13 protein-coding genes are annotated in these 13678 nt (G+C 44.4%); 9 read left to right on the top strand and 4 right to left on the bottom strand.

From position 1 onward, the window contains the following. The first annotated feature begins 14 nt into the window (after positions 1-14). Positions 15-893 carry a Dam family site-specific DNA-(adenine-N6)-methyltransferase gene (locus FLAVO9R_RS01930; RefSeq protein ID WP_159528299.1) on the top strand — a complete coding sequence of 293 codons (879 nt, stop codon included), beginning with the start codon at positions 15-17 and terminating at the stop codon, positions 891-893. On the opposite strand, the gene FLAVO9R_RS01925 is transcribed toward FLAVO9R_RS01930, so the two are convergent. The 3 genes from FLAVO9R_RS01925 to FLAVO9R_RS01915 form a co-directional block, all read right to left on the bottom strand. Next, the gene (locus tag FLAVO9R_RS01925; protein WP_159528297.1) at positions 894-1094 is read right to left on the bottom strand and encodes a DUF2970 domain-containing protein; all 201 of its coding nucleotides are present in this window, start codon (positions 1092-1094) and stop codon (positions 894-896) included. Between the two features lie 33 nt (positions 1095-1127). Next, positions 1128-1406 carry a hypothetical protein gene (locus FLAVO9R_RS01920; RefSeq protein WP_159528295.1) on the bottom strand — a complete coding sequence of 93 codons (279 nt, stop codon included), beginning with the start codon at positions 1404-1406 and terminating at the stop codon, positions 1128-1130. A gap of 194 nt (positions 1407-1600) precedes the next feature. Further along, positions 1601-2326, bottom strand: coding sequence for a TorF family putative porin (locus FLAVO9R_RS01915; protein ID WP_159528293.1), 726 nt, complete (start codon positions 2324-2326; stop codon positions 1601-1603). 387 nt (positions 2327-2713) lie between these two features. On the opposite strand from FLAVO9R_RS01915, the gene rpe reads away from it, so the two are divergent. The 8 genes from rpe (at position 2714) to FLAVO9R_RS01875 (ending at position 11430) form a co-directional block, all read left to right on the top strand. Further along, on the top strand, positions 2714-3391 hold the full coding sequence (rpe, locus tag FLAVO9R_RS01910; protein WP_159528291.1) for a ribulose-phosphate 3-epimerase: 678 nt from the start codon (positions 2714-2716) through the stop codon (positions 3389-3391). Positions 3392-3421: 30 nt separating this feature from the next. Continuing rightward, positions 3422-4429 carry a tryptophan--tRNA ligase gene (gene trpS, locus FLAVO9R_RS01905; RefSeq protein ID WP_013785674.1) on the top strand — a complete coding sequence of 336 codons (1008 nt, stop codon included), beginning with the start codon at positions 3422-3424 and terminating at the stop codon, positions 4427-4429. A 30-nt stretch (positions 4430-4459) separates the two neighbouring features. Further along, positions 4460-5035, top strand: a complete 576-nt coding sequence (locus tag FLAVO9R_RS01900) for an anthranilate synthase component II (protein WP_159528289.1) — start codon at positions 4460-4462, stop codon at positions 5033-5035. Positions 5036-5267: 232 nt separating this feature from the next. Continuing rightward, positions 5268-6434 (top strand): HDOD domain-containing protein, encoded by a 1167-nt coding sequence (locus FLAVO9R_RS01895; RefSeq protein ID WP_159528287.1) that lies wholly within the window; start codon positions 5268-5270, stop codon positions 6432-6434. Positions 6435-6759: 325 nt separating this feature from the next. Next, positions 6760-7968 (top strand): aspartate aminotransferase family protein, encoded by a 1209-nt coding sequence (locus FLAVO9R_RS01890; protein WP_159528285.1) that lies wholly within the window; start codon positions 6760-6762, stop codon positions 7966-7968. A gap of 24 nt (positions 7969-7992) precedes the next feature. Continuing rightward, positions 7993-9030, top strand: a complete 1038-nt coding sequence (gene astA, locus FLAVO9R_RS01885; RefSeq protein ID WP_159528283.1) for an arginine N-succinyltransferase — start codon at positions 7993-7995, stop codon at positions 9028-9030. Positions 9031-9046: 16 nt separating this feature from the next. After that, the gene (gene astD / locus FLAVO9R_RS01880; protein WP_159528281.1) at positions 9047-10516 is read left to right on the top strand and encodes a succinylglutamate-semialdehyde dehydrogenase; all 1470 of its coding nucleotides are present in this window, start codon (positions 9047-9049) and stop codon (positions 10514-10516) included. 107 nt (positions 10517-10623) lie between these two features. After that, positions 10624-11430 (top strand): DUF1338 domain-containing protein, encoded by an 807-nt coding sequence (locus FLAVO9R_RS01875; RefSeq protein ID WP_159528279.1) that lies wholly within the window; start codon positions 10624-10626, stop codon positions 11428-11430. A gap of 74 nt (positions 11431-11504) precedes the next feature. On the opposite strand, the gene FLAVO9R_RS01870 is transcribed toward FLAVO9R_RS01875, so the two are convergent. Continuing rightward, positions 11505-13676: a putative bifunctional diguanylate cyclase/phosphodiesterase gene (locus FLAVO9R_RS01870; RefSeq protein WP_159528277.1), complete on the bottom strand. Its 2172-nt coding sequence runs from the start codon at positions 13674-13676 to the stop codon at positions 11505-11507. Between the last annotated feature and the right edge of the window lie 2 nt (positions 13677-13678).

Here is a 13678-nt window from a genome sequence, read left to right as displayed (position 1 = left end):
AGTAACGTTTACGCATGATGCAGAAGAAAAACCGGGCCTTTTTAAAGTGGGCCGGTGGCAAGTACAGCCTAGTAGAGCATATTCAGGCAAGGTTACCTCAAGCAAACAAACTTATTGAACCGTTTGTAGGCGCGGGGTCAGTGTTTCTGAACACTCAGTATAAGCGGTATTTGCTGAACGACATCAACCCTGACCTTATAAACCTGTACAACTTCTTAAAAGTTCAGCCCGATGCCATCATCCACGACGCACGCAGTTTCTTTAACGGCGAACGTAACGATGAGAAAATGTACTATGCATTGCGAGAAGAATTTAATGCAACCGAAGACGAGTACTACCGAGCTATTTTGTTTCTATACCTCAATAGGCATGGGTACAATGGATTATGTCGCTATAGTTTAGCGGGCAGGTTCAACGTCCCTTTTGGCCGCTATAAAAAGCCTTACTTTCCTGAGCATGAAATGTTTGTGTTTGCAGAAAAAGCCCAAAAAGCCACGTTCACTTGCTTACCTTTTGAAAAAGTATTTACTCGCGCTCGTCGTGGAAATGTCATTTATTGTGACCCACCCTATGCGCCTATTAGTAAAACAGCTGCGTTTACGAGTTATGCGGCACGCAGTTTTGGGCAAGACGCGCAAGAAAAGTTAGCTGAACTCGCGATGCGATCAGCAAAAAAGCGGGGAATTCCTGTATTGGTATCAAATCACGACTTGCCACTTACTCGCACCTTGTACAAGGGCGCAGATTTCAGCATGTTGTCAGTAAAGCGCTCCATTAGTCAAAATGGTGCTACTAGAAAGCCTGTAGATGAAATTTTGGCGTATTTCCCGCCTAGCGCAGTAGCAAAAAAGCCAAAACGAAATCAACGCAAAAGTATAAAATTAGAAAAATAGCTAATAACCAGTTAGCCATTTCACAAACATCATTAACGATATCACCATCATGGCAACGAGAACTATGCCAATGATCAAAAAGCTGACAAAGGTTCCTTTCGTAAAATCACGCTCGTAGTTTTTATGGCTTTGCACACCGAAAACACCCGCGACAACACTCATAAGCACTGACCAAAAGCCGGTACCCGGTTGTTGACTCATTACTGATAAGTCTTTTGTTGGCAAGCGGCAATGTTACTTGCTGTCATCGTCATGAAGCAACTCAAGCAAGTCGAGAAAATGGAACTGAAATGAGGGTGACTTTCCAGCAATCCATGAAAGCCAACTGACTTCAGCAACGCCATCTCTGTGCCTGGCACACTGATTTTGCACATGGCTAGCGGGTAACTTAGGATTAAAACTAGAAGAAGGTTGAAACTCGCACACTGAGGCTTCCGAGCCCGAACGTGGATAGACCGCTACGCTAACTAGCGCAACCATGCCGCATACTGCATAAAATGGAAGTACTTTCATCCTGAACACTCCTTACGCTATTTTGCTTTGAACATCATTATAAATAAAACCTTATTAGTCACAAGATAATATTCATTAATGATGAATATAATTACTATTTCCAACAGTAAAAAAAACCTGACACATACGCATCAGGCTTTTAATTTTAAACATCAATAACAATTAATTCATTGTTTTTGATGTCATTTATCAATTTACAGTTCGAAGTCCATGCTATAAGCAACAGTAAACTTAACTGAATCGTTATCTAACGAATCATCATCACCACTGTCATCTAAATCAGTACCCGTTACTGCGAAGCTAAATCCGTCTTTGGCAATAGAAACACCCCAGTCTGCGTAACCGCCAACTACACCGTTGAAGTCTTCTGCAAAGTCACCTTGATGGTAACCAACATGGAAACCAAGTTCCGAGCCATTTAGCACTTCCATACCGTAGTCTAGAGAAACATAGGTAGCTTCACCAAAACCGTAATCGCGGTTGGTAGGCTCATCTGCTTCAGTGTGAGCAAGTACAGAAAGAGTAAGACTTAACCCGCCCATACCCACTGAGCCATATACTTCAGCAAAGTCAAAGTTTGCTGCAGCATCATAGTTGTAGTACAGGTAACCAACATCATAAGAGATGTCGCCAGACTCTCCTGAGAAACCGAAATACATATCGTGTTCGTACGAGTAATTATCATCTGAACCGTATTTCACGTTTGATGCCCAAGTACCTGCGTAAAAGCCGCTTTCGTTTGCGTAATCAATTCCGCCCTGAACTGCAGCTTCATTCATTGTTTGAGTTAGACCACGCCAAATATAGTTACTTGTTGCACCAGCGTTAGCAGTAACTTCTGCGTAAGTAGGTAGCGCAGTAAACAGGCAAGCTGACGATACTGCAACAGCAAGCAATGTGCTTTTAGTAGATAATTTCATGTGTGTGTTCTCCAGTAAATTCCAAAACTTGTTTTAATTAATTTTTCTGTCTTGATTTTTCTTATATTTGGGTTGGATTACGCAAGAGTGATGCCCACTTAATGCACATATACCAGCTCTCACAGAAAATACATAAGCAATTGATTTTATTACAATTAAATTAAATAAAGTTATTTGAAAGAAAATTAACGTCTAAGATAAGTGCACAGAAATGCACCAAAAAAAGGCAGGCTCACCAATAGAGTGCGATTAATTTAATCTTTTGTATCCCTTCTATTTACTTACTCGTAACACAGCGGCGAATGCAATCAGCGCTGTTTTCAACTGCTAACTTTCGGTAAACTTCCCCCTTTACCACGTGCATCGCCTCGTAAATAGGGAAAACTGATGAAACCATTTTTGATTGCCCCCTCAATTCTGTCTGCCGACTTTGCGCGACTAGGAGAAGAAGTAGAGAACGTACTGAGCGCAGGTGCCGATGTGGTCCATTTTGATGTAATGGATAATCATTATGTGCCCAACCTCACATTTGGCCCTATGATATGCGAGGCGTTAAAAAAGTACGGCATTAGCGCACCTATCGATGTACACCTGATGGTGAAACCGGTTGATGACTTAATTGAAAAATTTGCTGATGCAGGTGCCAGTTATATTAGTTTTCACCCTGAAGCATCAGAGCATATCGACCGGTCACTGCAGCTTATTATTGATGCAGGGTGTAAACCAGGTTTAGTCTTTAATCCTGCTACGCCTTTGCATTATCTGGATCATGTCATGGACAAGTTGCACCATATCCTTATTATGTCGGTCAATCCGGGGTTTGGTGGGCAAAAATTTATTCCCAGCACATTAGATAAAATACGCGCCGTTAAGCAGCGAGTACTGGAAAGTGGTCACGAAATAAGAATAGAAATTGACGGTGGCGTAAAAGTCGATAACATTCGCGCCATTGCTGAAGCTGGCGCTGATATGTTCGTAGCCGGCTCTGCTATTTTTTCCGAGCCCGATTATCGCGCAGTTATTGATGACATGCGCACTGAATTATCTCGTCTTTCTAAGGCGTAACTAAATAACGTTAACGTACAGGTACACATTATGAGTAACAAGCCTATTGTATTAAGTGGCTGTCAGCCTTCTGGACAACTTACCCTTGGTAATTACATGGGTGCGCTTAAGCAGTGGGTTTCCATGCAAGACGATCATGACTGCCTATACATGTTGGTCGATTTACATGCCATCACAGTTAGGCAAGACCCTAAGCAATTGTTTGAGGCCTGTCTTGATGGATTGGCGTTATACCTAGCTTGCGGTATTGACCCAGAAAAAAGCACCTTATTCGTTCAGTCTCATGTGCCTCAACATGCCCAGCTTTCATGGGTACTCAATTGCTACACGCAAATGGGTGAGCTAAATCGCATGACTCAATTTAAAGATAAGTCAGCGAAAAACGAAAACAATATTAATGTTGGCCTTTATGGCTATCCGGTATTAATGGCAGCAGATATCCTAATGTATCAAGCTGATAAGGTACCTGTTGGCGACGACCAAAAACAGCATCTTGAACTTACCCGTGATATCGCTAACCGCATGAACAACTTGTACGGCGATATTCTACGTGTACCAGAACCTCATATCCCAGAGTTTGGTGCCCGTATCATGAGCCTACAAGAACCAGAAAAGAAAATGTCGAAGTCTGACGTTAACCCGAACAACTTCATTGGCTTGCTTGAAGATCCTAAAAAAATCACCAAGAAAATTAAGCGTGCGGTAACCGACTCAGACGAACAAGCAAACATTTACTTCAACCCACAAGAAAAGCCAGGGGTATCAAACCTGCTTACCTTATTGTCATTATCGACAGGAAAGTCGATAGATGAATTAGTACCGGCCTACGAAGATAAAATGTATGGTCATTTGAAGGGTGACGTAGCTGAAGCAGTAGTGGGCCTGTTAGAGCCAATTCAGCAACGCTATGCCGATATTCGTACCAATCGTGACTACTTAAACGATGTTATGCGAAATGGCGCTGAAAAAGCATCAGCCCGCGCAGAAGAAACCCTTAAGAAGGTTTATGAAGCCGTTGGTTTTATCCCAAAACCTTAATGAATGTTTTATGGAACAGGTTAGGTTGTCGTGTTGCTGTTAATTGACAATTTCGATTCATTTACTCACAACCTGGCCCGTTACCTTACTGAATTAGGTGCATGCGTTAAGGTGGTAAGAAGCAATGCCCTTAGCATAGCCGATATAGAAGCCTTATCACCGAGTCATTTAGTGATTTCACCTGGCCCCTGTACACCTAATGAGTCGGGTATCAGCTTAAATGCAATCAGGCACTTTGCTGGGAAGATCCCAATACTTGGCGTGTGCTTAGGCCATCAAGCCATTGGCCAGGTTTTTGGGGCCTCTGTTATTGGGGCAAGAGAAATTAAGCACGGCAAAACGTCTGCGCTCTTTCATAAAGACCGAGGCTTATTTAGCGGGTTTGCGCAAGGTTATGCGGTAACCCGCTATCACTCGTTAGTGCTTGATGAAAGCCACTTCCCCGAAACCTTAAATATAGATGCATGGTGCGTGACTGATGACGGGGAAAAAGAGATTATGGGCATCTCCCATAAAGCACTCCCTATCTGGGGTGTACAATTTCACCCTGAATCCTTACTGACCGAGTATGGCCACGATATTTTAAGTGCGTTTCTAAACGCCTAGAGCGTAACCCTTATTTATTCTTCCGTGGGTTCAGAATAAACTTAAGCTATATGGCTTCCTGCCGATAAAAAAGTTCTGCAATTATTCGCATTTGGCGTTGTTTTTCTTTACTTTTTATAGGTTAATCAACAAAGCGCCTTTGTTAGTATTTAGATTTAGGAAGTAGGGCGACCCAATGCACGGCATCTATGAACAGACGCACGAACAGTTACTTAGCAGGAGCTACTTTAAGATGACGACCCCAGCATCGACCCCGCCGCCTATCGATGAGCGCTTTGAGAGTCTATTAATTTCTCCAGAGCTCGCGATAAAAATGCTGGGAAAGCGTGGTCCAGGTGAGGTCAGCTTTGAACAATCAGAACAAGGTGACGCCCGCAGACAATTACTGCATGTAGAAAAAGTCGCTATTGAGAATAAGCGCCTAAAAGCCCAATCTGATGCCTCGTATACCGAAACGGTTAACCATTACTTACATGAAGTCTTATTGGGTGAGCTTACTGAGCAGCTATCGTTTACCTCAGATGTTTTCAACAACACGTTAAATTTAAGTGATAACACAGGTGCGTTACTCGACGCGCTATCGGTACGCGCAGCATCGGTATCAAAACTAGAGCCTATTGCAGCTAATTTACCTTGGCTTTATGATGAGTTGATGCACGTTGTGAACTCTCCGGCTTTTAGAAGACGGGATTCTAAAGGTAGAGTAATCGTTGTTGAAACTTTCAGAACGGCGCTGAGCTTTTTGGGGATTGAGAATTTACGCTTGCTTATTCCTTCTCTCGTCATAAAGCGCGCCATGCCTCAGGTAACCGACCCCTACCCGTGCATTAAACTCAAACTCACTCAGTTTGCGCACGGCACAGCGGTATCGGCTAGGCATCTCGCGCCACATTACAAACTAAATCCCGTTCAGGCTTATACTTTCGGCATGCTAAGTCAATTAGGTCGCTGTGCCATTATACGGTTGTACTTCAAGCTATTTGATAAGGTGCAGCTTCACCTGTTAACTGAAAGCCAAAAAGACAAAGAACGCATGCGTCATGAAGCCTTATTAAAATTGGCTCCATCGGCGAGTTATCTGATTGCATTACAAGATGAATATGCCGATGCGGTATCCGCCGATCTCATTGACAACATGATGTTGAAACGTTTATTTATTGGCGATGCGATGCGCCAATGTGCCACCAGAGAGCCCTGTGAAGCAGGGTCTTTGCCTAAGCTTCTGCACCAAGCGCGCGCTTATTCGAAAGTAAGAATGCTACATCAATCACGTATGGTTGAAGTGGCAGAAGTAAAACCAATGATTAATGAGCAAGAATATCCATCAGGTGCATTAGAAAAACTAAAATCTGTTGATATTTTCACCCTTCCTTTATCGAGGGACGAAGAAAATAGCTAATTTTTTGTGGATATTCATGCAAATTAGCTAAATGTGCCCTTTTGTCCCCATTTGAACTAAGCCAGATCAACGCGCTCTGGCTATGGGATTAAACACCTAATTCACCTTTTAATTACACTATTCCTAAACAATATGGCTTAGTAGTAAATAGTTATTCACTTTTCTTGCAAATTAAGCCAGAGTCCTTGTATATAAAGGGCTGCAGCCATTCACAAACAAGACAAACACTTAAAAAAATGGCATACTCACCGGTAATTTCGTTTATTTTTCCGCCTGTTCGAGGTCTATTGTACCAACACGGGCGCTTAAAACAGAGGTAACAAAAATGACAGTAACTCGCGCAACGTTTGATGAAGTGATGGTGCCTAACTACAATCCTGCGGGCATGGTACCCGTACGCGGTGAAGGTTCACGTGTTTGGGATCAGGATGGTGCTGAGTACATCGACTTCGCTGGCGGTATTGCCGTGAACGTACTAGGTCATTGTCACCCTGAACTCGTTAAGGCGCTTAACGAACAAGGCAGCAAGCTGTGGCACTTGAGCAACGTATTCACTAATGAGCCAGCACTTCGCTTAGCTTCTAAACTGGTGAACGCCACGTTTGCAGAGAAAGTGTACTTTGCTAACTCAGGCGCAGAAGCCAATGAAGCCGCATTAAAATTAGCTCGTCGTTTCGCATTAGATAACTACGGTGAAGACAAAAACCAAATTATTGCTTTTAACAAAGGTTTTCACGGCCGTACTTTCTTTACCGTAACGGTTGGCGGGCAAGCCGCTTATTCTGATGGCTTTGGTCCTAAGCCGGGCGCTGTTGAGCATTGCGATTATAACGATTTAGCCGCTTTTGAAGCATTAATCTCTGACAATACGTGTGCGGTTATGATGGAGCCGCTTCAAGGGGAAGGTGGTATCATTTCTCCTGATGTTGAATTTATCAAAGGTGTGCGTGAACTGTGTGATAAACACAATGCCTTGCTCATTTTTGATGAAGTGCAATCAGGTGTTGGCCGCACCGGTCACCTTTATGCCTACATGGGCTTAGATGTAACACCTGACATTCTAACGACCGCAAAGTCGCTAGGTGGTGGCTTCCCGATTGGCGCCATGTTAACGACTACTGCGATTGCCGCACATTTAAAAGCGGGTACTCACGGAAGTACCTACGGCGGTAACCCATTAGCCTGTGCTGTAGCTGAAAAAGCATTTGATATTGTTAACCAGCCTGAAGTACTTAAAGGCGTGTTACACAAAGAAGCCTTGTACCGTGAGCTACTTACAGCCATTAACGACAAGTACGATGTATTTTCTGAAGTACGTGGGCAAGGTATGTTGCTTGGCTGCGCATTAAACGAAAAATACCAAGGTCGCGCTCGCGACTTTATGATGGCCGCAACAAAAGAGCATCTTATGTGCTTAATTGCAGGTGCAAACGTCATTCGTTTTGCTCCTTCTTTGGTTATTCCTGATGAAGATATTAAAGAAGGCCTAGCCCGCTTTGAACGTGCCGTTGCCGCGGTTGTGAACGCCGAATAAACGCCAATTTAGCGAGTAGCGAACATGAATATAATTCGCCCTATTAAGCAAGCTGATTACAAGGCCTTGTACGACATTGCCGTAGAATCAGGTATCGGGTTTACCTCGTTACCGGTTAACGATGATCTGCTACATAGAAAAGTCGACCAAGCGCAAGAAGCTTTCACCAAAGCTAACGTGACCCAACCCGGTGATGAGTCGTACCTTTTTGTAATGGAAGATACGACAACCGGTGAAGTAGTGGGTACGTCTGGCATTGAAGCAGCCGTAGGCATTGATGATGCGTTTTACCACTATCATTTGAGTAAGGTTGTGCACGCCTCTCGCGAGCTAAACATTCACAATACGGTTGAAATTCTAACCTTTTGTAATGACTACACGGGTGTTACTGAGATTTGTACGCTGTTTTTAAGAGAGCAGGCCCGTGGTGGAATTAACGGTCGCTTTCTATCGAAAGTACGCTTCTTATTTATGATGGAGCATCGTGAGCGCTTCTCTGAAACTATCATTGCTGAAATGCGTGGTGTTAGTGATGAAGAAGGTCGTTCGCCTTTCTGGGAATGGCTTGAAACGCACTTTTTCTCGATGGACTTCCCAACTGCTGATTACCTAACCGGTATTGGTAATAAGGTGTTTATTGCAGAACTGATGCCTAAATACCCTATTTACGTCAATCTATTGAGTAAAGAAGCACAGGCGGTTATTGGTCAGGTTCATGAAAAAACCCGCCCCGCCCTTCAGTTGCTTGAAGGTGAAGGATTTAGCTGTCGCGGTTATGTCGATATTTTTGATGCGGGCCCTACGGTAGAAGCCAATCTCAGTCATATCCGAACGGCACAATCTAGCTTAAAAATGCCAATTGTTATTGATGACGCGGCGGCGGCACAAGGCCAAACCCACTACATCATAAATACATCTGTTGCAGATTTTCGCGCGGTAGCCACCGAAATAGGGGTTAACGAAGAGCAAAATATTGCCGTGCTTTCGCGTCAGGCTGCAGCCGCTCTGAATGTGCAAGAGGGCGACCATGTTCGCCTTGCACCCGTAAAGTTCAGAGACTAATTGAAGGACACTTTTTATGTTACATACACATTTTATCGACGGACAATGGGTGACCGGTGAAGGTCACGACCTAGTCTCAATCGACCCCGCTAAAAACCAGATTATTTGGGAAGGTAAGTCAGCCTCCCCTAGCCAGATAGACTTAGCGGTAAAAGCCGCTCGTGCCGCTGCCCCTGTGTGGGGAATGATGACGGTTGAAGAACGTTTAAACATTATTAAGGTTTACGGCGAAAAGCTAGGCGAAGCAAAAGAGCACCTAGCTAAAGTGATGGCAAAAGAAACCGGTAAACCTGAGTGGGAAACCGCCACAGAAGTGGGTGCCATGATGGGTAAAATCGCTATTTCTGAGAAAGCGTATTTCGAGCGTACTGGCAATGTTGAAAACCCTATGCCTTTAGGTAAAGCCTTTATTCGCCATAAAGCCCACGGCGTTGTAGCGGTATTCGGCCCGTATAATTTCCCTGGCCACTTGCCTAATGGCCATATTGTACCTGCCTTAATTGCAGGAAATACTGTGGTATTTAAACCAAGCGACCTCACCCCTATGGTTGCCGAAGAAATGGTTAAGCTATGGGAACAAGCTGGCTTGCCTGCTGGCGTATTGAACCTAGTTCAAGGTGAAGTTGAAACCGGTAAAGCATTAGCGTCGCATAATGGTATTGATGGGTTATTCTTTACCGGAAGTTCACGCACTGGCAAAATTTTGCACGAACAATTTGCGGGCCATCCAGGTAAAATTTTGGCCCTTGAAATGGGCGGAAATAATCCATTAATCGTGAAAGATGTAGCCGATATTGATGGAGCGGTTCACGATATCGTGCAGTCAGCCTTTGTTACGTCGGGTCAACGTTGTACCTGTGCGCGCCGCTTGTTTTTGCCTGCCAATGCTCAAGGTGATGCCACATTAGCCCGCCTGCTTGAAGTCACCAAAAATATCAAAATTGATGATTATGACGCAGAAGATCAGCCTTTCATGGGCGCAATGATTTCAGCAAACGCTGCAGCGTCCATGGTAAAAGCGCAGCAAGACCTTGAAGCCTTAGGCGGCAAGGTGCTACTAAGATTAGAGCAGCCTGATACCCAGAAAGGTTTCGCCACGCCAGGTATTATTGATGTCACTGGCATGCTGTCTGAATTGCCTGATGAAGAGCACTTCGGACCATTGCTTAAGGTTATTCGCTACACAGACTTTGATGGCGCAATTGAAGAGGCAAACAATACCAGCTTTGGCTTATCGGCAGGACTGCTAGCTGATAATGAAGAAGACTACCGTTACTTCTTTGCACGAATTCGTGCAGGCATTGTTAACTGGAACCGCCCTATCACCGGGGCAAGTAGTGCAGCGCCGTTTGGTGGCATTGGTGAAAGTGGAAACCATCGCGCCAGCGCATTTTACGCCGCCGACTATTGTGCGTTTCCTGTTGCCTCTGTAGAGCTTGAAAAAGTGACCTTGCCGGGCAAGTTAAGCCCCGGTCTAACACTTTAAAGAAACCACTACAGACAAAGCCGCTATCAATAGCGGCTTTATTTATTGGTTTCTATTTATAAGTTTTTATTTACCCTCGCTACACTGGAAAAAAAAGGACACACCCCATGCATAACAACATCGATACGCTCTTTGCCAACATGTGGGACGATTATGTTGCTATTACCCCTTCAGCTCACAAAATTCATGCATTACTTGCCGATGATGAGAGCACGAACAACATTGTTAACGACCATGTTGCTTTTAGGACCTTCGCATTAGATAAAACTACGCTAGAAAAATTGGCCGCGCACTTTCTTGCCCTTGGTTATTCCGAAATGGGAGATTACAATTTCGAAGCGAAGAAGCTAACCGCCAAGCATTTCGAACACCCTGATGACACCAAACCAAAAGTATTTATCAGCGAATTGAGGGTAAACGAACTGTCTGAAAATGCGCAGGCCATAATTCAAAAGCTGGTGGCGCAAATGGATGCCGATGTAGTGACTGCTGACAACTTCCTTTATTCAGGCCGTCACTGGGACATTAGTAAAGCCGACTACGATGCTCTACTTAGTGAGTCAGAATATGCAGCATGGTTGGCAGCATGGGGATTCCGCGCCAATCACTTCACGGTTAGCGTGAATCATTTAGGGCAGACTGATGAGCTTTCAGATGTAAATGCGCGTCTTAAAGAAGCCGGTTTTGTGCTAAACACCTCTGGCGGCGAAATAAAAGGCGGGCCTGAGGTATTCTTAGCGCAGTCGTCTACTATGGCCGACCGCGCTCCTGTGAATTTTTCTGACGAGACCGCTGCCATTCCTAGCTGTTTCTACGAATTTGCTCAGCGCTACGACATGCCTAATGGCAAACGTTACCAAGGCTTTGTAGCAGCGTCCGCTGATAAGATTTTTGAAAGCACCAACGCCAGTTAGATAGTTTACTCTTTAAATCGGCACACGCTGAACGAAAAATAAGAAGTACAATGGATAAAAGAGTGAAAGCCCTTTTATTCGTTGTCTGGAAAGGTACCTTTTGGGTTAGTGTGCCTTGCAAGGAACTGATCATAGGGCATGGGCTTATCGAAATAGAAGCCCTGCATGAGGTTCACGTCTGCATTTTCCATAAAGGGCAAATAAGACTCCTGCTCTACCCCTTCCACCACAATTTCAATTTGCAACCTGTTGAGCATGGCCACCACACCGCAAAATAGCGCATTCGCTTTACTGTTGTTGTGGATATCTTTAACCAAGCTTCTGTCTACTTTTACAACTTCAAAATGAAAGTTTCGAAGATAGCTTAAGGAAGAAAAACCGCTGCCAAAATCGTCCAGTGAAAGACGGAAACCAACGTCGCGTAGGCTATTTAGCGCAGCAAGCGCGGCTTTTTCATCTCTGATAAAAATAGACTCGGTGAGTTCAAGTTCAATCATGTCGGTTCGCACTGAACAGTCATTGCAAATTTTCGTGGCTTGGGCGGGGAAGTCGGTGTCTAGCATTTGGTTTACACTGATATTAATTGAAAGCGGGATACTCTCCCCTTGCTGCGCTTCCATCATGGCAATGTAGTCACATGCAGCTTCCAGTGCTTGCAAACCAATCAGCCGGTCTAGATCGTGCTCTTCAGCAATGGGGATAAATACCAAAGGAGACACAACACCTTGCAGACCAGATATCCACCGGCAAAGCACCTCAGCGCCTTTCAAATTACCCTGCAAGTCATACTTGCCTTGAATATAATAGTCGAGCAAGTTGTTTTCGATGGCTTTACGCAAATCGTTAACCATACTGACCTGCTGCGAAATTCTTTCATAAAGCCCATCTTCATAGACATTCACTTGGCCTTTGCCAAGTTTTTTAGCGTGATACATCGCCGCATCTGCGCATTGCACAACGCCCTCAATACTCGTATTGTGTTCGGGAAATTTGGCAATGCCGATACTTGCAGACAGTTTCAATTCGACCTTTTTAGTTACCACAACATCTTCTTCGATGAGCCGAATGAGCGCTTCGGATTTCTCCACCGCCCATTCAGTATGTTGCCTAGGAAACACAGCGATAAACTCATCTCCTCCCCATCGCGCCACATCCCCAAACGGCCCAAAAGAAGCGGTGAGCAATGCAGCAACGCGCTGAAGCTCCATATCGCCTTTCTCGTGCCCTGCGGTATCGTTAATCGCTTTGAACCCATCAAGGTCGATGAACACCACTAGGAAGTCTGTCTGACTGTCGAAAAGGTTTTGAAAAATATCACGTAGAGCGCTTCGATTACTGAGTCCGGTTAATTCATCGTACAGAGCAAGTTGCTTTAACCGCGCTTCATTGCGTTTACGTTCACTAATATCACGCATAGTGGCAATAAGCGACGAGGAGGCTTGCAGGTAATTATCAAAAACAGATACGGAGATATCAACCGGTGTATTTTTTCCTACTCTGGGCACAATAACAGACTCAAACCTAAGCTGTTTTTTATGATGCAGGTTGTTTAAATTAACTTTTGCCCCCATCAGCAAATCATTGAGATTAAGGTTGATACAGGCCATTTTGTCTGGCGCACCTACCATCTTCACAAACGCTTCATTACATTCGTTTATGCTTAAATTGGGGGATAATACCAACATAGGTTCACGGGAATTTGCAAAGGCAGATGCCATTAATTGGAAGGATTGTTCCGCTTGCCTTTGCTGCGTGATGTCTCTCGTGGTACCCACTATTTGCAAGGCTTCACCACTACTGCCCCGCTTGAGCACACGCCCTCTCAAACGAACCCATTGTAACTGGCCTTGTATGCTCATACGAAAAGAAAGCTCTATGCGTTCGCGCCCACCATGAAGCGCCATCGACCATTGAAACTGTAAGTTTTCCAAGTCGTCTTCATGCACTAACGCCATTAAATCGATTGGAGTTCCAGACCAGGTAGATTCACTTTCTGAATTGAGTGAAAAGGCACGAATATCAATAATGTCATGGCTTGCCTGCCAATCCCAAAATGACTCTTGCGATGCCCATAAAGACAGTTCTAGTTTTTTCTGGGATTGCTGACTGAAAAGTAGTGAATTGTATAGCTCGTCAGCCTTAAGCAACAGCAAGGATTCTGCTTTTTCCCTTGCCGTTTTTTCACGCTGAAGCCGCCTTTCTAAGCTTTGTAGTTTTTTCTCTAGAGGATCTAGATCGGCGCCCATAG

Origin of the sequence: Alteromonas sp. 38, assembly GCF_902506055.1 — a bacterium.
Taxonomy (GTDB): Bacteria; Pseudomonadota; Gammaproteobacteria; order Enterobacterales; family Alteromonadaceae; genus Alteromonas; species Alteromonas lipotrueae.
Note: the sequence above shows the minus strand (reverse complement) of the source record. Positions and strands in the feature narration are given on the sequence as shown.